Annotated in this window: 15 protein-coding genes; 3 read left to right on the plus strand and 12 right to left on the minus strand. The window is 69.7% G+C overall.

Translation table 11 applies throughout. The features are described 5' to 3' along the window. Positions 1–30: 30 nt before the first annotated feature. Genes WDW90_RS04310 through WDW90_RS04340 form a run of 7 tightly spaced genes read right to left on the minus strand, consistent with a single transcriptional unit; the run spans position 31 to position 8,084 of the window. The gene (locus tag WDW90_RS04310) at positions 31–1,266 is read right to left on the minus strand and encodes a glycosyltransferase family 4 protein (protein WP_336486051.1); all 1,236 of its coding nucleotides are present in this window, start codon (positions 1,264–1,266) and stop codon (positions 31–33) included. Then, a complete protein-coding gene (locus WDW90_RS04315; protein WP_336486052.1) occupies positions 1,263–2,141 on the minus strand; it encodes a sugar phosphate isomerase/epimerase family protein in 879 nt (292 codons plus the stop codon). The genes WDW90_RS04310 and WDW90_RS04315 overlap by 4 nt, the downstream gene beginning before the upstream one ends. After that, complete coding sequence (locus WDW90_RS04320) at positions 2,138–3,730, minus strand: YcaO-like family protein (RefSeq protein WP_336486053.1); 1,593 nt, start codon at positions 3,728–3,730, stop codon at positions 2,138–2,140. The genes WDW90_RS04315 and WDW90_RS04320 overlap by 4 nt, the downstream gene beginning before the upstream one ends. Beyond that, positions 3,727–4,746, minus strand: a complete 1,020-nt coding sequence (locus WDW90_RS04325) for a Gfo/Idh/MocA family protein (protein WP_336486054.1) — start codon at positions 4,744–4,746, stop codon at positions 3,727–3,729. The genes WDW90_RS04320 and WDW90_RS04325 overlap by 4 nt, the downstream gene beginning before the upstream one ends. After that, positions 4,746–5,930: a class I SAM-dependent methyltransferase gene (locus WDW90_RS04330; protein ID WP_336486055.1), complete on the minus strand. Its 1,185-nt coding sequence runs from the start codon at positions 5,928–5,930 to the stop codon at positions 4,746–4,748. Before WDW90_RS04330 ends, WDW90_RS04325 begins: the two co-directional genes overlap by 1 nt. Before the next feature lie 31 nt (positions 5,931–5,961). Then, complete coding sequence (locus WDW90_RS04335; RefSeq protein WP_336486056.1) at positions 5,962–6,894, minus strand: hypothetical protein; 933 nt, start codon at positions 6,892–6,894, stop codon at positions 5,962–5,964. Then, positions 6,894–8,084, minus strand: coding sequence for an inositol-3-phosphate synthase (locus WDW90_RS04340; protein WP_336486057.1), 1,191 nt, complete (start codon positions 8,082–8,084; stop codon positions 6,894–6,896). Before WDW90_RS04340 ends, WDW90_RS04335 begins: the two co-directional genes overlap by 1 nt. 566 nt (positions 8,085–8,650) lie before the next feature. Here WDW90_RS04340 and WDW90_RS04345 point away from each other — a divergent pair. Then, positions 8,651–9,562, plus strand: a complete 912-nt coding sequence (locus tag WDW90_RS04345; protein ID WP_336486058.1) for a transglycosylase SLT domain-containing protein — start codon at positions 8,651–8,653, stop codon at positions 9,560–9,562. 8 nt (positions 9,563–9,570) lie between these two features. Here the strand turns inward: WDW90_RS04345 and WDW90_RS04350 are convergent, their stop codons facing one another. Genes WDW90_RS04350 through WDW90_RS04360 form a run of 3 tightly spaced genes read right to left on the minus strand, consistent with a single transcriptional unit; the run spans position 9,571 to position 13,443 of the window. Further along, positions 9,571–10,515 (minus strand): cation diffusion facilitator family transporter, encoded by a 945-nt coding sequence (locus WDW90_RS04350; RefSeq protein WP_336486059.1) that lies wholly within the window; start codon positions 10,513–10,515, stop codon positions 9,571–9,573. 55 nt (positions 10,516–10,570) lie between these two features. Next, positions 10,571–12,190, minus strand: coding sequence for a DHA2 family efflux MFS transporter permease subunit (locus tag WDW90_RS04355; RefSeq protein ID WP_336486060.1), 1,620 nt, complete (start codon positions 12,188–12,190; stop codon positions 10,571–10,573). Beyond that, positions 12,187–13,443: an HlyD family secretion protein gene (locus tag WDW90_RS04360; RefSeq protein WP_336486062.1), complete on the minus strand. Its 1,257-nt coding sequence runs from the start codon at positions 13,441–13,443 to the stop codon at positions 12,187–12,189. Before WDW90_RS04360 ends, WDW90_RS04355 begins: the two co-directional genes overlap by 4 nt. Before the next feature lie 332 nt (positions 13,444–13,775). On the opposite strand from WDW90_RS04360, the gene WDW90_RS04365 reads away from it, so the two are divergent. Beyond that, positions 13,776–14,345, plus strand: coding sequence for an HdeD family acid-resistance protein (locus WDW90_RS04365; protein ID WP_336486177.1), 570 nt, complete (start codon positions 13,776–13,778; stop codon positions 14,343–14,345). 100 nt (positions 14,346–14,445) lie between these two features. Then, the gene (locus tag WDW90_RS04370; RefSeq protein WP_336486063.1) at positions 14,446–16,941 is read left to right on the plus strand and encodes a PBP1A family penicillin-binding protein; all 2,496 of its coding nucleotides are present in this window, start codon (positions 14,446–14,448) and stop codon (positions 16,939–16,941) included. Positions 16,942–16,946: 5 nt separating this feature from the next. Here the strand turns inward: WDW90_RS04370 and WDW90_RS04375 are convergent, their stop codons facing one another. Together WDW90_RS04375 and WDW90_RS04380 are read right to left on the minus strand one after the other, a co-directional pair. Beyond that, on the minus strand, positions 16,947–18,638 hold the full coding sequence (locus WDW90_RS04375) for a methyl-accepting chemotaxis protein (protein ID WP_336486064.1): 1,692 nt from the start codon (positions 18,636–18,638) through the stop codon (positions 16,947–16,949). 241 nt (positions 18,639–18,879) lie between these two features. Next, complete coding sequence (locus tag WDW90_RS04380; protein WP_431310973.1) at positions 18,880–20,370, minus strand: AMP nucleosidase; 1,491 nt, start codon at positions 20,368–20,370, stop codon at positions 18,880–18,882. Positions 20,371–20,446: the final 76 nt, after the last annotated feature.

The raw sequence follows: 20,446 nt of genomic DNA on the forward strand, positions 1-20,446 counted from the left end.
GGGACGGAACAGCGCGACGCGCGGCCGCCCTCACAGCAGGTGCGGCTCGGCCCGGAAGCGGCAGGCGGGGTCGTGGGGCAGGTCGGGGGAGAAGTCCGCGGCGGGCCGCTCGGGCGCGACCCGGACGTAGACGTCCATGATCTGCCGGCCGACCGTCTTCCAGGAATAGACCCGGCGGCACTCCTCCAGCCCGTCGCGGGCGAGGCGGCGGCGCAGGCGCTCGTCCTCGACGACGCGGGTCAGCGCCTGGGCGAGCGCCGTCACGTCGCCGGGCTCGGTGAGGAGGCCGTTCTCCTCGTCGCGCAGGCAGTCCGAGACGCCGACCGAGTGGGTCGAGACCACGGCGAGGCCGGCCGCCATCGCCTCCAGGATGGTGTTCGAGAAGCCCTCCGCGTAGGTCGGCGAGACGAAGACGTCCGCCTCCCGGTAGAGGTCCGGCACGCTGTCGTAGGCGGCGTAGCCCGTGAAGCGGATCGCGGCCGCGTCGAAGCCGAGCTCGGCGGCGCGGGCCCTCGACGGGTCGACGTCGGGGCCGATCCCCGAGATGGTGGCGGAGAACGGTGTGCCCTGCTCGCGCAGGAGTGCCAGCGCGTCGATGAAGTCGAGCACGCCTTTCCGGCGGTCGACCCGACCGTGGTAGAGGAGCCGCACCGGGCCCCCATGCGGCGCCGGCAGGCCGTCGCCGCCGCGGGCGAACCGGGCCGTGTCGACGGCGCCCGGCACGATGGTGAAGCGGGCGGGGTCGGAGCCGAGGCGCCCGCAGACCTCCTCGACGAAGGAGCGGCCCCCGATCAGGAGTTCGTTGGCGTGAGCCAGGACCTCGCACATGGCGACCCGGTGGGTCTCGCAGCAGGAACCGACCCAGTGGCCGTCGCCGCCCTGGATCGAGACCACGTTCGGCACGCCGAGCCGGCGCGAGGCGAGCAGCACCGCCCAGCCGGTCGGGTAGCCGTACTGCGCGTGCAGCACGTCGAAGGGCGCTCGCGCGTGCTCGGCCGCGATGGTCTCGACCATCGTCTCGATGTCGCGCTCGAAGTTGCCCCCCTCCTGCTCGCCGAGCTGCTCCAGGCCGATCACGCGCACGCCCGGCACCGGCGGGGGCGGGCCGCCGCCATAGACCCGGGTGCCGAAGGCGTCGCCCCGGTACTGGCTGATCATCGTGACGTCGTGGTCGGCCTGGACGAGCTCGCGCAGCAGGTTCTGGGCGTAGACGCTCATGCCGGAAATCGCCGGGAAGTAGCGCCGGCTGACGAAGCAGATCCTCATCGGACAGGCGTTTCCCGTGCGTTCAGGTCGGGCAGGGGCAGTTCGGGGCCGGGCCGGCGGCAGCTCTTCAGGTAGTCGAGGGCGAGCGGGATCATCGTGTCGGCCCGGTGGCTCTCGCGCGAGAGCTCGACGCAGACGAGCCGGTCGAACCCGATGGCGTCGAGGGCGGCGAGCACGCCGGCCACGTCCATGTCGCCCTCCCCGAAGGGCAGGTGCACGTGGATGCCGCGCGCCATGTCCTCGATCGCGACGGTTCCGATCCGGTCGGCGAACTCGGAGACCGCCGCCGCCGGCTCGCGCTCGCCCGTGACGAGGCAATGGCCGGTGTCGAGGGCGAGCCTCAGCCCATCCACCCCGAGGGCGGCGTAATCGTCGAGGGTCTCGACCAGCATGCCGGGTTCGGGCTCGAGGCAGGGCACGACGCCCCGCCCCCCGGCATAGGCCACGACCTCGGCGAGGCCCTCGCGCAGCCAGCCCCGCGCCTCGTCCGGATCGACGCCCGGCCGCGGCACGCCGGCCCAGAAGGACACGGCCTCGGACCTCAGGATCGCCCCGATATCGATCGCCCGCTTCAGGAAGCCGACCCGGCGGGCCCGCGCCGCGGCGTCGGCGGTGACGAGGGTCGGCTCGTGCTTGTGCCTCGGATCGAGCAGGAAGCGGGCGCCGGTCTCGATGACCGAGCCGAGGCCCAGCCGCTCGAGGCGGCTCGCCACGCGCTCGGCCTCGCGCGCCCATTCCTGCGCGAAGGGATCGAGGTGGTGGATGTCGAGCGTCAGCGCGACGCCGTCGTAGCCGGCCTCCGCGATCAGATCGAGCGCGTCGTCGAGGCGGTGGTTGGCGGCGCCGTTGGTGTTGTAGGCGAAGCGAAGCGTCATGCGGCCTGCCCCCGCTGCTGCAGCCGGAACGGGGCGTGGTGCGATTCCGGCTCCCGGTAGAGGGGATAGTGGCTGCCCACGATCGTTTCCGCCAGGGCGGTGTCGAACAGGGGCTGCCGGCCGCCGAAGCGCTCGATCGCCTCCGGCGTCAGCCGCACCGGCAGCAGCGTCTCGGACGGGGTGCCGAAGCGGATCAGCGGATGGTCGCGCTCCAGAAGCTTGCGGGCATTGCGCTCGCCGATCCGGTAGTAGCTCATGGTCTCGACCTCGAGCCCCGGCACGATCGCCTTGACGACGCCGACCCCGCCGCCCGGGGGCGAGCAGTCGACGTACAGGACGTCGAACCCGGCCTCGTCCAGGCGCTCGCAGGCGATGCGGCCGCGATCATGCCCGTCCGCCGCCGGCGTCGTCGGCAATTCGGCGAAGGATTTCATGGATTGTTCCGAATAGACCGTCCCGGCGAGGACGTCGTGCAGGCCCTCGGCGGGCAGCTCGATCCAATCCAGCATGGCCTTGAGCGCCCGGCTCTCCTCGAGATCGAGGCTCGGCAAGGCCTTCTCGATGAAGGCGTTCACGTATCCCGGCGGCGTCACCCGCTCGGCGAAGGGCAGCGGCCCGTGCCCGAAGGCCTTGCGCACCCGCGCCGCCTGGAACTCCAGGAGCGCCTTGCGCAGGGCCCGCTCGCGATCCGGGTCGCAGGCCTCGCCGCAGGCTGAAAGTGCAATCGGAACAGGGGTTTGGGAGAGATCCTCGTCGTATCCGACCACGTAGAGGTTCGTCAGCCCGAACTGATCGGTCGCGAATTTGGGGAGCGCCCTGATCCCGAGCGCCCCGAGCCTCGCCAGCATCCCGGCGGTCTCGGGCCCGAGACCCTCCGAGAGATCGAGCATCACGCCCTGGTCGAGAGCCCGGAACAGGAGGCCGTTGCCGTCGCGCTGGAGAAGCTCCAGAACCCCGTGCCCGAGCGCGAAGGGCACGTCGGGCCCCGCCCCGAGGCCGTTGGTGATCAGGTTGGTGAAGGGCTTGTAACCCTCTGACAGCTCGAAATAATCCGTCGCAGCGATGTCGAGCGGCATCAGCACCGTCTCGCCGGTCCTGTGCCGGATCGCGGGCGTCCACTCGAGCACCGTGCCGCGCCCGACCGGCGAGCCCGCCGGCAGGCAGAGGGTCAGCGGGTCGGCGATCGAGGACGGGCCGAACACCCGCACGAGGTCGTCGTAGGAGCCCCGCTCCTTCCTGCGCGGCATCACCGCGAGCGAGGGCATCAGGTTCTCGGCGATCTCGGCGACCGCGCCGATGATCGCCTCGTCGTCGGTGGCGCCGTAGCCGATCCCGCTCGGCATGGCGCCGACGAAGAAGGGATCGTCGAGGAACAGCGACACGAACCAGACCGGGATGCCCGTCCGGTCGAGCGGCGCCAGCGGGAAGCCGACGATGCGGCCGGGCGGCAGCACGTCGAGGTAGGCGCGCACGGGCTCGGGCAGCGCCTCGGGCAGGCCCTCGATCGAGCGCGGGCCGCCGTATCGGTAGGGGCGCGGTGCCTTGAGGCGGGCGTGGCGGGCGCGGGCGTCCTGATCGTGGTCGGTCATGGTCCGTCGGTGTTCCGGGCGCCGGCATAGGCCCGCGCGATGAGCCGCATGGTGTGGAGGTCGCGCTCGGCGGAATAGGCCGCGCGTTCCTCGGGCCGGCGCAGGGCCGAGCCGAAGGCGCGCACCTGCTCCTCGAAGGGCGATGCCTTGGCGTCGAAGGCGATGGCCTCGGACCGGCCCGTCCGCCCGTCCGTCACGGTGAGGCTGCCGCCGGCCACCTGCCCCATCGTGTCGATGGCGGTGAGCATGCCCGCCGTGCCGGTGACCTCGAGGCGCCGCCGCGGCAGCGCGTCCGGGCAATTGTAGGCGACGTGAAGGCTCGCGAGCACGCCCGAGCCGGTCCGGCCGATCAGGAGCGCACCGTCGTCGACGGCGTAATCCTGGGCGCGGACCTGGGTCAGGGCGGCGATCTCGGCGATCGGCTCGCCTGTCAGGAAATCGACGAGGTCGAGCCCGTGGGGCGCGAGGTCCATCAGGGCGCCCCCGCCGGCCTGCACGGGGTCGATGCGCCAGTTGTCCTGGCCCGCGATCGAGGTCCAGGCGCGGTCGAGCCAGCAGGCATAGACGATGCGAACCGCCGTCACCGTGCCGATCCGGCCGGCCTCGATGGCTGCCCGCATGGCGCGGTGACCGGGATGGTGGCGCTGGTCGAAGGCGGTTCCGTAGAAGATGCCGCTGCCGCGGACGGCCTCGGCCATCGCGTCCGCGTCGGCCAGATGGGCCGCCATCGGCTTCTCGCAGAGGACCGCCTTGCCGGCCTTGGCGAGCGCCACAACGGCCTCGCGGTGAAGGTGGTTCGGCGTCGCGACGTAGACGGCTTCGATCTCGGAATCCGCGAGGAAGCCCACGAGGTCCGGGTAGGCCCGGGCACCTTCGTCCTCCGCTGCGCGGCGCGAGGCTTCGCCGGGATCGCAGATCGCGACGAGCCGGTGACCGGCGGCACGGATGCCGGGGGCCATGTATTCACGCGCAACCCAGCCGTATCCGACGATGCCCCAGCCGACACGATCGCCCATCACCAGTGCTCCGGAAGATCGACGAATTCGCGCCGACGGACCCGGTCCGCATCCGGCGCGGTCGCCTCGCCGCCCCAGGCGAGCGTCTCGGGGCCAGCCGAGCGAAGCGGATAGGTGACGCGGCTCGCATATTCCGCCTCGTAGCGCTCGGACGGCCAGCGGATCGCGTAGGAATTCGGACCGTCCTGCGCGTAGAGCGGATTGAGAAGGAGCCGGGTGCCCTCGCGCGGCAGGGTCAGTCCATCGACGACGGAGCGTGGAGCCGGACGCATGCCCGGGCCGGCCACCACCGAGAAGGCCTCGCAGCTCCTGAGATCCGAGGGCTTGCGCGGGGCGGGCGCGCGGGCCTCGACCAGCGCCGTCGTCAACTCGGCGTCGTCGTATACAAGGGCGTCGGGAAACAGCTCCTCGATCTCCTCGGCCGAGACCGCGCGCCCAGCCGAGTATCCGGGGCGATCGCTGTTGTGGATGTGGCTCAGCGCCAGCCAGCCGTCGTCGCCCGCGTTCTGGCGCAGGCATTCAAGCAGAGTCGCCTTGTCGTCGAGGAAATAGAAGGCATCGTTGCAAACGACGAGATCAATCGGTGCGCCCTTGACGGGCCAGTGCGGCGAGCCCGCATCGAAGCAGACGAGCTGTGCCTTCTCGCCGACGACCCAGTGTCGCGCGACCCAGAGCTTGGCGAAGACCACGTCGGCGCCCGCCACCTTGGTGCCCCTCATCTGCAACTCGCGCAGATAGTGTCCGATGCCGCAGGCGAACTCGAAGACACAGGCCGGCTCGTTCCAGTGCGCCTCGAGCAGGGTCAGCCCTGCCAGAAAGGTCGGGTCGGTCCATCGATGCAGGAAGTAGTCGCCGACCCGGCCCCAGCCGAGGAGGCGCACCGCATCGCGCAGGGTCGCCGTCTCTCGGCTGCGGACCAGCTGACGCAACTCATCCGGATCGGCCGGCAGGCCGTTCCACCAATCGTCCTGATCAGCCAGGAGGGCCACGAGGGCGTCCTCAGGCTTGTCGGCATCGAGATGCGCTAGCACCGCCGCGACGAGGCTGCCGCGGTTGACCCGTAGATACGGGATGCCGTCGATGAAGGGCCAGCGGTCGCCGGTCTCGGCATCGCGCAGCGAGTGCGGCGTGTCGGCACGAAGCGCGTTGCCGGTGTCGGGAGAGGATAGGCCGAAGGGGATCATGCTCTGCTACCCGCCCCCGTCGCGTGTGCGATCACGGGATGCGCATAGCCTCCAGCACCCGATCATGGAACCCCTTCACGGGACCCGCATGGACAAGCTCCATCTCCCCGAGCACGGTCGTCATGGTGATCGAGGCGGCCCGCAGATGCTGGGCGATCTGCAGCACCCGATCGATCGCGTCCGCCGCGTGGAACGCCCGCCCCTCCGCGGTCGCATCATCGGGCAGGATGGCGCGAGCGCGCTCGATCGTCTGGCGCAGGATTGGATCGAGCTCATCGAGGGCCCGTCGCGTCGTGCAGACCATGATCGGGCCGAGCTGACTGCCGAGCAGCATCTCGCCCGTGAAGCCCGCATCCGGCATCGCGGCGTTGTGGAGGTGGTGCGCCATCGCGGCGAGGAACACCGTGGCCGGATCGGCGCGATAGAAGGGGCTCAGGACGACGCCGTACACCGCCACCATCAGGCAGTGCTCGGCGTGGTTCTCCGGCGGTTCGAGCAGGACGCGCGGCTTGTCCGGGCAGGTCACACCGGCCCGAGGTTGGTGCGCCAGCGCCGACACGAAGCCCGGGAGCGGGCCGGCCGTCAGCGTCGCGCGACCCCGCAGGCGCTCGCGCAATCGCCCGCGAAGAGGTTCAGACACCTCGGCGGCGACGGCGTCGAAGCCGGCCAGCAAGATCTCCGTGACAGCATCCTCGCTCAGGCCGGCAGAGGCCAGGAACGCCGCGTCGAGATCACAGAGGCGGCAGGCCGCGAGCGTCGTCGCCGTCACTTCGAGCGCGACATCCTCGGGCGGTGCACCAGCGGTGAGGGCGGACCAACCCTGGGCGAACAGCCGCTCGGCGATCGAGCCGATGCGGCCGGCCGAACGGACCCGCTTGAGATCGTTGAGCTCGACGAGAAGCTCTCGAAGCGCGATCGGCGCGGCCGGGCTCGCGTCCGCAGCGCTCCCCTCCTCCCATGCCATCAATGCACGCCGAGCCAGTCGAGGAGCATGGCCTCCTGCTTGCCGAAGGCGTGCTCCGGTCCGCGGCCGTTCTTGACCATCGGCGCCTTGAAGAAGGTCGAGAGCTGCTCCTGCACGCCGCCATCGCCGCGCTTCTTGGCCAGATCAAGCACCCGGGCGATCTCGATGACGAGCGGCGCCGCCAGGATCGAGTCCTTGCAGAGGAAGTTCACCTTGATCTGCATGCGCTGGCCGAGGAAGCCGGTCACGTCGATGTTGTCCCAGGCTTCCTTGTCGTCGCCTCTCGGGCGGTAATAGTGGATGTGCACCAAGTGGTCCTCGACCGGGTAGCCCAGGATCGAGTCGAGCACAGTGCCCTTTGTGTTGAGCTTCGACTGCAGCGAGTTCGGGTCGTTCAGCGCGAGCCCGTCGCGGTTCCCCAGGATGTTCGTCGAGAACCAGCCGTCGACATGGAGGGCGCGCGCTTTCAGGGCCGGTGCCAGCACGGTCTTCATCATGGTCTGGCCGGTCTTGCCGTCCTTGCCCGCCACGGGCACGTTGAGCTCCCTGGCGAATTCGAGCAGCGCCGGGACGTCGGCGGCGACGCTCGGCGTGAAGTTCGCGTAGGGCACGCCGCTCTTGATCGCCGCGTAGGCGTAGAGCATGGCCGGGCTGATCGACTCGTCACTCGCATCGAGACCCTTCTCGAAGGCGGCCGAGGAATTCAGGACCGGGGCGTTCAGGTCGGGCCAGCGCTCCGTCGAGGCGAGGTTCACCACGACGACCTCGTCGAGGTTGCTCTCCTGCCGGAAGCGCTTGAGGTCGTTGGCGATGATCGAGACAGTCTCGCGATGGTCCCTGGCGACGATGCGGTTCGCCCCGTCGATGTTCTTGCAGAACTTCGCGCTGCCGACGGCGGGCCAGGGCGTGATGCCCTTGAGCACCTGGGCGCCGTTCTCGATGTCCTTCTGGGTCAGCACGCCGTGGCCGGCCGCGGCCGAGGCGAGATCGTCGCCGTTCAGGTCCCACCCGCCGAACACGAGATCCTTGTAGTCCGCCATGCCCGCGACGGGAACGCCCGCCAGTGGCAGCCCGTCGAGCCGGTTCGATCCGGATTTGATCATCTCGATGCCGGCGATGGCGGTGGTGGCGACGGCGCCACCCATGCCAACGAACGCAACGCCGACGCGGCGACCGGTCTGCATGCTCATTGGGGAAGGGTTTCCTTAAAGTGGGTGCACGGGGGCGTCGGACGGGCTTGAAGGGCCTGCCCCGCGCGGCCCTAGGTAACTGGCTCGTTCGAACTCCGTTCCAAGCCCTCCGGAGACAAATTCCTGCCTTCGTTTGGCTGAATGGCGACCGAACGATCGGTTAAAGTTTCATGAAAAGAGAAGCTTAACGCTCCTTTAAGCGTGCCACGCTTGGATCACGCCGCTGTCCCATTTTGGTCACAGCAGCCGGCGAAATAGCCGCCACTTGATCGAAGTCGCGCCCGAGTAAGCCGCGGCACGAAAAAGGAAGAAGAATGGGGGTTTTCCCGGAGCCGGCGCATTGCGCCGACGACGCGAGCTGTCTCGTGTTCAACGAGACCTTGAGCGAGAACAGCTCCGTAGCTTGGCTGCTACGGACCGGGTGCGTAAGACAGCGTCGCGCTTTTGCAAATATTCGCCGCCGTACGCTCACAACTTTGCTGGCTGGGCTGATCATCGGCTTCAGTTTGCCGCAGGATGCCCTGGCCCCGGCCGCTGCCGCTCATGACCGCGTCGACGAGCGCGCCGTGGCCGCTCAGGACCTTGCGATCCGTACGACGCCGGAGAAGCCGGCCAACTGGGGCGGAGTCCCTCTGCTGGAGCAGGAGCCCGCCACGACCGTGCTAATCGAGTCCGACTTGGCCGCTCTTCCGCAGCCGCGCAACGGATCGGGCGACGAGGTCCTACGCTTCGGCGACATGAGCGTGCCGCGCTCGATCGTGGAGACGATCCTGCGGGCCTCCGCCGAGGCCGGTGTCGACCCGGTCTACATGATGGCGCTGGCCGACAAGGAATCGAGTTTTTCCACGAAGGCGAAGGCTGCGACGTCCTCGGCAGAGGGCCTGTTCCAGTTCGTGAGCGCGACCTGGCTCGAGATGATCCGCGATTTCGGTGCCCGCTACGGCTACGAGGCTGAGGCTGCCGCCGTGACGGGACGCGGCTCCGCCATCACGGTCACGGGCGAGGGCATGCGCGAGCGCGTGCTCGGCCTGCGGCGGGACGCCTACGTGGCGGCGCTCATGGCTGCCGAGCTGGTCAAGCGCGACCGGGCCCGGATCGAGGCCCGGATCGGGCGAGACCTGAAGACGTCGGAACTCTACCTCGCGCATTTCCTCGGCACCACGAGTGCGGGCCGTTTCCTGGCGCTCAGCGCCGAGAAGCCCGAGCAGGTCGCACAGAAGGAATTCCGCAGCGCAGCCAAGGCGAACCGCAGCCTGTTCACGGAGAAGGCCGGCAAGGGTCGTCGCGGCCTCACGGTGGCGGAGGTCTACGAGCGGATCGACGGCATGATCGACCGCCGGCTGAGCCAGTACGAGGGCGTCGCGGCCCTGGCGGCCGGCCAGAGCGAGGCGGCGACCGTGTCCGCTCCGATCCCCGATCGCGGATCGCCGGACAGCCGCCTGCGCGTGACGGACGCATCTCTCCCCGAGGTGCGCTGAGCCGAAGCTCAGGCTGCCGCTGCCTTCTCCCGATGAGTGCCTGCGGGCACCTGCTCGGCGAGCCGCAGGTAGAGATGGGCAACAACCGGCAGCCCGGCCTGCACGGTCGCGCGCAGGTTCGTGATGGTGCCGCGCTGCTCGTCTGCCGTGAGGTCACGGCTGATGTCGAGCGTCACCGCGAGGAGGACGCAGGCCGGCCCGAGCTGCAGGCTGCGCAGATCGTCGATGCGCACGACGCACGGATCCGCAGCAATAATCTCGCGCGCGCGGTCAAGCAGGGCCGGCGAGGCGCTCTCGCCGGTCAGGAGGCTGCGGGTCTCGCGACCGAGCACGAAGGCCGTGCCGATCAGGAGGGCGCCGATCCCGACCGAGGCGATACCGTCGGCGCGCGGCTCGCCGAGATAGCCCGACACTGCGACGCCGCCGAGAGCGATGACGAGTCCGGCCAGAGCAGCCCCGTCCTCCAGCAGGACCGCGAACGTGCTGGGATCCTTCGAGCGGCGCATTGCGGTCCAGAGCGGGATGCCGGTGAATCGGGCCCGCATCTCCCTCCGCGCCACGCCGAAGGATAGTCCTTCGAACACGATCGACACGGCGATGACGACCACGTTGACCCAGGCGCTGTCGATCGGCTGCGGATGGCGGATCTTCTCCACGCCCTCGTAGATCGCGAAGGCGCCCCCGAAGGCGAATATCAAGAGCGCGACGACGAAGGACCAGAAATACAGTTCGAGTCCGTGGCCGAACGGATGCGTCTCGTCGGCGGGTCGGGCGGCGCGGCGCAGGCCGTACAGGATCAGCCCCTGATTGCCCGTGTCCACGAGGGAGTGGATCGCTTCCGTGAACATCGCGCTCGACCCCGTGAAGGTCGCTGCCGCGAGCTTGCTCGCCGCTATCGCGAGATTGCCCGCGAGGGCGGCATAGACCACGAATTTCGAGCCGCTCTGGTTCACCGCGTCCCCTGTCCTTCGTGCATCGCCGTCCGAGGCGCAACGTTCGGGAAAGGGCTCAGTGCCCGGCCGACGCCTCCCCACCGCTCGTCACCCGGCTGAGGATCATCGCCAGCGGCACTGCGGAGGCCGAAACGAGGGTGAGCGCCCAGAAGACGTCGATGTAGGCCCAGAATGCCACCTGCTGGGCGAGCTGCTGCCCGATCCAGGCGGTGGCCTGTCCCTGGGCGTCGACGCCCGCCGCCCCGTGCTGGGAGAAATACTCCGTCGCCCGGCGAAGGGTCTCCTGGTAGGCTGGATCGCCCGGCGAGATGTGCTCGACCAGACGGCTCTGATGGAATTGCTGGCGATAGGCCAGGATGTTCTGGGCGAGGGACACGCCCATCGACCCGCCGACGTTGCGGGCGACGTTGATGAGGGCCGATGCCTGATCCGTCTGCGACTTGTCGATGCCCTCGTAGGAGGCCGCCGTGATCGAGATGAAGATCATCGGCAGGCCGATGCCGATATAGATGCGCGACCACGCGAAGAACCAGAAGGTGACGTCGCCGTAAAGACGGGTCAGGTCGTACATCGCGAGGGCGACGATCGTCGCGCCGGTCGCAATCAGGTATTTCGGCTGGACGTAGCCCGAGATCCGCCCGATCACCAGCATCATGAATACGGTGACCACGCCGCCTGGTGCCAGCGCGAGGCCGGCCAGCGTCGCCGTGTAGCCGAAGTAATCCTGCACGATCTGCGGGATGAACTGGGTGGTCGCGATCAGGATCGCGCCGGTTGCCAGCATCACCAGGAAGCAGGCCCCGAACTGCCGCTTGCCGAGCAGCCGCAGGTCGACCACCGGGTTCCTGTGCTTGAGTTCCCAGGGGATCATCAGCACGAAGGCGACGACGCTCAGGATCGCGAAGGTGACGATGAGGTTCGAACCGAACCAGTCCTTGCGCTGTCCCTCGTCGAGGACGACTTCGAGGGAACCCAGGAAGGTCGCCACCAGGATGAAGCCGACGAGGTCGAAACGCACGCCCTCGCGTCGCAGGCGCCGCCGCTCCGCAACCGCCGATTCCGGGTCCTCGAGGAGCAGGTACATCAGACCAAGCGCGACGCCGCCGATGGGGCCGTTGATCAGGAAGCACCAGTGCCAGGAGACGTTGTCGGAGAGCCAGCCGCCGAGCGTCGGCCCGATCACGGGCGCCACCACGACGGCGAGGCCGTAGAGAGCGAAGGCTTGGCCGCGCTTCTGCGGCGGGAAGGAATCGGCAAGAATCGACTGCGCGAGCGGCGCCATGCCGCCGCCGCCGAGCCCCTGCAGCACGCGAAATGCGAGGAGAGACTGCAGGTTCCAGGCGAAGCCGCACAGCACCGAGGCCACCGTGAAGAGCGCGATGCTCCACATGAAGAAGGCCTTGCGGCCGTAGCGCCTGGCCAGGAAGCTCGAGGCCGTCAGCACGATCGCGTTGGCGACGAGATAGCTGGTGACGACCCAGGCCGCCTCGTCGGGACCGACCGCCAGGCCACCCGAGATGTAGCGGAGCGCCACGTTGGCGATCGTGGTGTCGAGCACCTCCATGAAGGTCGCGAGCGACACGACGAGGGCGATCGCCCACGGGCTGTGGCCGCCGGCGGCCTTGGGCAGCCCCGTCGATCGCCCGCCGCCGGCCGCGGCGGCCGCGTCGCTCATCGCACCCGCACCGTCGGCACGATCGACATGCCGGGACCAATCGAGACATCGTCCGGCCAATTGTCGACCACGATCTTGACGGGGATGCGCTGCACGACCTTCACGTAGTTGCCCGTTGCGTTCTGAGCCGGCAGCAGGCTGAAGGCGGTGCCTGAGCCCGGCTGCACCGAGGCGACGCGACCGGAGATCCTACGGTTCGGATAGGCGTCGATCTCGATGTAGGCATGCTGGCCCGGCCGCATGTCGGCGATCTGGGTCTCCTTGTAGTTCGCCGTCACCCACTTCTCGTCGGGCACGAAGGTCGCCAGCGTCTGGCCGGCCTGCGCGAACTGTCCCGTGGCGCCCGAGAGCTGCACGATCCGTCCCGGCTGCGCCGCGGTCACGGTCGTGTAGCCGAGGTTCAATTCGGCCTGAGCCGCCTGCGCCTGCGCCATCGCGAGGCTCGCCTCGGCGCTCGCCTTCTGGGCCTCCAGGGAGCTGATCTGCTTCTGCGCCGCGATCACGCTCGCCTGCGCCCGCTGCAGCGATGCCTGCTGCTGCTCGAGGTTCGAGGTGGATTGCTGCGATTGCTGCACGGTGCCGGCACCGCGCGTGGCGAGATCCTTGTAGCGGGCGGCATCCGCCTTGGCGAAGTCGAGGGCTGCCTGCGTCTGGGTCACCTGCGCCTTCGCGACATCGATCTGCGCCTTCTGCGCCTCGATCTGCGCATCGACGTTCTGGATCGAGGCCTTGGCCGAGGCGATCTGGGCCTCGGCCTGGGCGAGCGCGACATCGTAGTCGCGGCGGTCGATCTGAAACAGGGTCTGGCCGGTCTCGACGTGCTGGTTGTCCGTCACCGGCACGTCGACGACGTAGCCCGAGACCTTGGGCGCGACCGTGAACTGTCGGGCATCCACGAAGGCGTCGTCCGTCGACTCGTAGGGATGCAGGCCGACGAGCCAGTAGAAGTAACCCGCGACCGCGAGCGCGATCACCGCGAGCGCGCCGAGGCCGAGCCAGAGCGGGTGCCGGCGGATCAGGCCCGGACGCTTCGCCTCCTCGTCGCCGTCCGGCCGATCGTCCGGGTCCGCGTCCGTCCCGTCTTCCGCGGGCGCCCCTCCGTCGGGTGCCCTGCGCGCCTCGGCGCGACGAGCCTCGACGGCGTTGCCGACCCCGACGTCAAGAATGTCGCGCTCGCGCGATGCCTGCGCAGCGTCAAAGGAAGCGTGAGCGCGCGCGCCGTCTGGCGGCGTCGGCTGCCGGTCATCAAGCATCGGTGAATCGTCCGCGGCGGCTCCTGAGCCGCGGAAACGACCCGGAACACTCGATAACCCGCCTCGCTGCTGCAAAGACGGGACCTGACCCAAGGTTCCGTGCCCGCGTCATGAATGCCGTTTGTACGCACGTGACGAAATCGCAAGGCAGGGAACGTCGCCGCGATCGCGGCGTTCAGCGGCCAAGGTCCCGCACCGCGAAGTGCACGGCGCGCCGCCCGCATCGTTCGAGGAGCAAGCCCATGGCAACCGGCAATCCGATCACTCCTCCGCATCCGGCCGGCACCAGTGCGTCCGGGATCTCCCTTCCCGGTCCGGCGCGGCTCGACGCGATGAGCACGGTGCTCGCGCGCAACTGGTGGCTTCTGGCTCTGCGCGGCGTCTGCGCCATCCTGTTCGGCGTGATCGCCCTTGTGGCGCCGCTCGCCACGATCCTGACGCTCGTGATCTTCTTCGCGGCCTATATGCTCGTCGACGGCGTCTTCGGCATCATCGCCTCGGTGCGGGCCGCCCAGCGCAACGAGCGCTGGGGCTTCCTCCTGCTCGAAGGACTGGTCGACATCCTGGTCGGTGCGGCGGCCTTCCTGATGCCGGCGGCGGCCGTCTGGGCCTTCGTCTACCTCGTCGCGCTCTGGGCGCTCGTGAGCGGCGGCCTGATGCTCGCGGCGGCGTTCCGTCTGCATCTCCATTACGGCCGCTGGTGGCTCGCGCTCGGCGGCGTGATCTCGATCCTGTTCGGGCTCGCGCTCCTCATCAACCCGGGCATGTCGGCCGTGGTGCTGACGTGGTGGATGGGCGGATACGCCGTTGCCTTCGGCGTGATGCTCCTGATCCTCGCCTTCCGCCTGCGCGGACGCCACGAGGAGGCCGGCCGGCCGATGCCGACGCCGCGCACGGCCTGATCGCCCGGCCGGTCCGCGCGTAGCGCGCCCGGCATCATCCGGTCTAGAACGGCGGCCTTCTTCCGTGCTGGCCGGCCGCGTGCCGGGTGATGGGTTGTCGATGGTGCCTCCCGATCCGCAACGTCCGCAGGCCGGCGAGCCCCCGCGACCCGCCGCGGGCGACGGGGCGGATACACGGGTCGCTGCCCGCGAGGCGGCGGCGGCCGCGCGGGTGCTCGGGCGACAGCTCGGATTGCTGGCCGCTGGCGCAGTGCGGGGAGCCGGACAACGGACGCGGCGGGCCGCGCAGGAGACGACACCGCTTCTCAGGGCGCTCGGGGCTCGGCTGTGGCGCGCCCGCCGCGCGATGGCATCGTCCGAGACGTCCCACCCGCTCCGCCGTCCGGCCCCCGGATCCGGTCTCCGGGGCCGCATCCGGGCTCATCCCTATCTCGTGGGCGGCCTCGCCATTGGCGCTGTCCCACTCGTCATCGCGGCTATCCTCGTCATATCGAGCCTGCTCACCCTGCCGCCGCTCGGCGGAGCGGCGCAGGATCCGGGGCAGCGAGCCGTCACCGTCGAGGCCGATGACGGGCGCGTCTTCGCCACCCGCGGGACCTTCCGGGGACAGCCCCTGACCGCCGCTGATTTGCCGCCTCACCTGGCTCAGGCCATCATCGCCATCGAGGACCGGCGCTTCTACAGCCACTGGGGCGTCGACCTGCGGGGCCTCCTGCGCGCGGCCTGGCGCAACGCCGTCGGCGGCGGCGTGCGCGAGGGCGGTTCGACGATAACCCAGCAATATGTCCGCCTCACATCGCTGACGCAGGAGAAGACCCTCCGGCGCAAGATTCAGGAGGCTTTCCTGGCCCTGCGGGCCGAGAGCGAGATGTCGAAGGACGAGATCCTGCTCGGCTACCTGAACACGGCCTATTTCGGAGCCGGCGCCTACGGCGTCGACGCGGCGGCGCGACGCTACTTCGGCAAGCCCGCCAAGGCGCTCAGTCTGCCGGAGGCCGCCATGCTGGCGGGCCTCGTCCGGGCTCCCTCGCAACTTGCCCCGACCCGCAATTTCGGCGGCGCCAAGGAGCGGGCAGACGTGGTGCTCCAGGCCATGGTCGAGACCGGTGCGATCACGGCCGAGGCGGCCGACAAGGCGCGGGCTCAGACCATCACGCTGCGCACCCCGCCCGAGACGCCGCCGGGGACCAACTATTTCCTCGACATGGTGGCGGGCGATGCCAGGCGTCTTGTTGAGACCAGCGGCGACGTGACTCTCCGCACCACCCTCAACCTCGACCTCCAGAGCCTCGCCGAGGGTGTCGTCGCCCGGCGCCTCGATGCCGAGGGGGCGAGGAAGAAGGTCGGGCAAGCAGCCCTCGTGGCCCTGTCGAAGGACGGCTCGATTCTGGCCATGGTCGGCGGGCGCGACTACGAGGACAGCCAGTTCAACCGCGCCACCCAGGCGAAGCGGCAGGCCGGCTCGCTGTTCAAGCTCTTCGTCTATCTCACCGCCTACGAGAAGGGCTTCTCGCCCGAGACCGTGCTCGTCGACCGCCCGGTCCAGATCGGCGACTGGGAGCCGCAGAACGCGAACAACCGCTTCCGTGGGCCCGTGCCGTTACGGACGGCCTTCGCGCTCTCGATCAACACGATTGCGGCGCAGATCGCCGACGAGGTGGGCGTGCCGGCCGTGATCGACACGGCGCGCCGCCTCGGCGTGCAGTCCGAGCTTCCGAGCGTGCCGAGCCTTGCCCTCGGTTCCGCCGAGGTGACGCTCCTCGAGATGACCCGCGCCTATGCCGGGGTGCTCGCGAATCACGCTCCGCTCGAGACCTTCGGGATCCACGCGATCCGGGGCGCAGCTCCGCAGCCCCTCTACCTGCATCCCGACCCGAAGCCCACCGCGGTGCTGCCAGGCGACAGCCGCACCATGATGCTCGACTCGCTGCAGGCCGTCATCGACGCCGGCACCGGCAAGGGGGCGCGGGTCGCCGGGATCCCGGTCGGCGGCAAGACCGGCACCACGCAGGATTATCGCGACGCGTGGTTCGTCGGGATGACGCCGGAGCTGATCGTGGGCGTCTGGGTCGGCAACGACGACAACAGCTCCATGAACCGGGTCAGCGGCGGCGATATTCCGGCGTCGATCTTTCGCGACTTCGTGCAGCGTGCCTCCGTCCAGATGTCCAAGGGCCGGGCCAGGCGGCCCTCGGCGGCCCGCGCCGAGCCCGCGCCCGCCAGGGACGTCCCGCCCGGCAGGGACGTCCCGCCCGGCAGGGAAGCGGTCGTGGGAGAGGAACTGCGCGGCGTGCCGGAGGTGATCGATACCGGCACCCTGGCATTCCGGGGCCGGGTCGTTCGCCTCCTCGGCGTCGAGGGCGAGGGCGGCACCCTGGCACGTCAGCTCTCACGCTACCTGCGGCGCCGGGAGGTGGCCTGCGCGCCGGGCGCCGATAGCCGGGCTCTGCGCTGTCGCATCGACGGGGACGACCTCGCCTCGCTGATTCTGGCGGCGGGCGGGGCGCGGGCGAGCGAGGACGCGCCGCCCGATCTCCTCGCCGCCGAGGAGCAGGCCCGCTCCGAGCGGGCTGGTCTCTGGCGGCGCGAGCGCTGAGGCGCTCAGGCGGCGCGAACACCGTCGAGGAAGCGCCGCACCTCTCCGCCGAGATGCTCGGATTGCACGGAGAGGTCCGAGGCCGAGGCCAGGAGCAGCCCGGCCGCGGCACCCGTCTCGTCGGCCGCGGCGGCGACGCTCGCGATGTTGCGGGTGACCTCGCCGGTACCCGACGCGGCCTGGCCGACATTGCGCACGATCTCCTGCGTCGCCGAGCCCTGCTCCTCGATGGCGGCCGCGATGGCGGCCGTGACGTTGCTCATCTCGCCGACCTTGCCGGAAATGCTCTCGATCGCCCCGACCGCCTGGTGCGTCGCACCTTGGATCTCGGCGATCTGGCGGGCGATCTCGTCGGTCGCCTTGGCCGTCTGGCTGGCGAGTTCCTTCACCTCGGTGGCGACCACAGCGAAGCCGCGCCCGGCCTCGCCGGCTCGGGCCGCCTCGATCGTTGCGTTAAGCGCCAGAAGGTTCGTCTGGCCGGCAATGCTCGAGATCAGGCTGACGACGTCCCCGATCTTGGTGGCGCCCATGCTGAGCGCCTGAACGAGCGCTGCCGTTGTCTCGGCCTCCCTGGCTGCCGCCGCCGCAAGGCTCGCCGATCCCTGGACCTGCCGGCCGATCTCGTCGACCGAGCTGCCGAGCTCCTCGGCGGCCGAGGCTACCATGGTGACATTCGCGGCGGCCTCCTCGGCGGCCGCGGCGACCGAGGTGGATTGGTCCGCAGTGCGTCCCGCCGTGGCGCTCATGGTGCGCGACGTGTCCTGCAGCGCGGCGGCCGCCGCCGTGACGGCCTCGACGATGCCGCCCACCGCCCGCTCGAAATCGTCGGCAAGCTCGCGCGTCGCGGCCTCGCGCTGGGCCTCGGCACCGGCGCGCGCCAGGGCGGCCTCCTGTTCGAGTGCCTGCGCCCGAATGAGGCCGTCCTTGAACACCTGGACGGCGGCGGCCATCTCGCCGACCTCGTCCCGGCGGCCGAGATTCGGCACGGCGGCCGCGAGATCGTTGGCGGCGAGACGGCCCATCGTGGCCTTCAGGTTCCGGATCGGTCGGCTGATTCCGAGATGCAGCAGAAGGAGGGACAGGCCGGCGGCCGACACCATCACGGCGAGCCCGATGCCGTTCCCGAGCCGGGACGAGTTCGCCGCCGCCGCCGCTGCCCCGTCGCGTTCGGCCAGGAGGGTTCGCTCGACGGCGACGATCTCCTCTGCCGAGCGGCGCAGCGAATCCATGGCCGCCTTGCCGGCGCCCGAGGCTTCGAGCGCGCGCGCCGCCTCGCGGGTGGCCGCGTCGCGCATGAGAGCGATCTCCCGCTCGGCGATGTCCGTGCGCCAGATCCGAGCCTGCGCGTCGAGCTCGGCGAGGCGCTTCTGCTGGACGGGATTGTCGGCGGTGAGCCGCGTGACGTCCGAGTATGCCTCGGCGTAACGCGCCGCCCCGTTCCTGTACGGTTCGAGGAAGCCGTCCTGGCCGGATACGAGGTAGCCGCGGACGCCGGTCTCCTGATTCACCATCGCGATGAGGATCTCGTTCATCCGGCCGATCACCGCGTGGGTGTGCGCGGCCCAATGCCCGGTCTGCTCGATTCTCGACAGAGTGCCGAGGGAGACCAGCGTCGTCGCGAGGCCGACGCCGATCAGGAACGCCAGCGTGATGCCGATCTTGATCGCGATCTTCAGATTGGCGAGTGATGACTTCATGGCTATCGCACCTGATCTGTTCGGGACGGGCAAGACGAGTCGACCGTCGCAACTGAGCAATATCAGGACTATTTGCATGAAATTGGATAAAGAAGCGTTACGTCGATCTGGTGAGCAATATATGCTCTAACGAGAACAGAATGAGTTGCTGATGGACATAATTTTTTCTTTGATGTTGTGGCGGGGCATAATACCGCCCAGAACTCGCTGATGGCGAGGCCTCTCGCGCACTATTGCGTCCTCACCGGAAGGGCGGTTCGTCGAAGCTGCGGAGCTTGCGCGAGTGCAGGCCCTGGCGGTCCGCCCGCAAAGCGTCGAGCGCCGCGAGCCCGATCAGCAGATGCTCGGCGACGGCGCGCTCGTAGAAGGCGTTCGCGGCGCCCGGCAGCTTGATCTCTCCGTGGAGCGGCTTGTCGGAAACGCACAGCAGAGTGCCGTAGGGCACCCGCAGGCGATACCCTTGCGCCGCGATCGTGCCGCTCTCCATGTCGACGCCGATAGCGCGCGAGAGGTTGATGCGCCGACGTTCCTGCGAGAAGCGGAGTTCCCAGTTGCGGTCGTCGTAGGTGACGACGGTGCCGGTGCGCAGGCGACGCTTGAGCGCCTCGCTTTCCTCGCCCGTGACCTGCGCGGCGGCGGCCTGGAGGGCGAGCTGAACTTCCGCGAGGGCCGGCACCGGCACGTCGGGCGGCACCAATTCATCGAGGATTCGGTCGCGCCGGAGATAGCCGTGCGCCAGGACGTAGTCGCCGATGGTCTGCGACTGCCGCAAGCCCCCGCAATGGCCGACCATCAGCCAGCAATGCGGCCGCAGCACCGCGAGATGATCGGTGATCGTCTTGGCGTTCGAGGGGCCGACGCCGATATTGACAAGCGTCGTGCCCTGCGGGCCGCCCGGCCCGCGGGCCACGAGATGGTAGGCCGGCATCTGGAAGCGGTGCCAGTCCGAGCGGGCGATCACGACTGCGGGGTCCGCGGTCGCGGCCTCGGCCCGATCGATCACGACCCCGCCCGGCAGAACCATCTGCTCGAATCCCTCCGCCCCGGAGGCGAGCCGCTCCAGGCCGTGGCGCACGAAGCGGTCGACGTAGCGGTGATAGTTCGTCAGCAGGATCCAGGGCTGGATGTGGCGCCAGTCCGAGCCGGTGTAGTGGACGAGCCGGCGCAGGGAGTAATCGACCCGGATCGCGTCGAAGAGAGCGAGTGGGCGCGGACTGTCGGCGCGCTGCTGCCAGAGCCCGTCCGCGATCTCGTCGCCGACGACGGACAGGAGCGGGACCGGAAACCAGGTGGCGAGGTCCGCCGCGCTGACGCCCCCGCCCGTGAGGTCGATGCCGGGCTCCAGCACGTACGGGTAGGGGATCTCCTGGGCGCTGAGCCCGACTTCCAGGCCGACGCCGTAGTCGCGGACGAGAGATCTGAGCTGATCGACGAGGTAGTCGCGAAAATGCTCGGGCTGCGTCACCGTGGTGGCGTAGGTGCCGGCGACCTGGAGCTTGGCCGTGGCACGCCCGATCCGGGGCACGGGACCGGTCGGCCTGTAGGTGACGCGCAGTTCCGGATAGCGGAATTGCAGCCGCTCGGCCGCGTCCGGCGGCGGGCCGCCGCCGAGGAAGCGGGCCAGCGCCGCCTGCAGCGCCTGGGTGGCGCCGGCATGGAGGGCTTCGAGGCGATCGACCGCGACCGCGGGATCGGCCAGGGTTTCCATCGGTCGCAGCTCGTCGTCGATCACGAAGCCCTCTCCGTTGCCGGCGTCCTGGGGGTCAGGCTCTACACCGGCCCGCGGCCGGGCGCGACCATCGCGGGGT

This window comes from Methylobacterium nigriterrae (assembly GCF_037106235.1).
Classification (GTDB): domain Bacteria; phylum Pseudomonadota; class Alphaproteobacteria; order Rhizobiales; family Beijerinckiaceae; genus Methylobacterium; species Methylobacterium nigriterrae.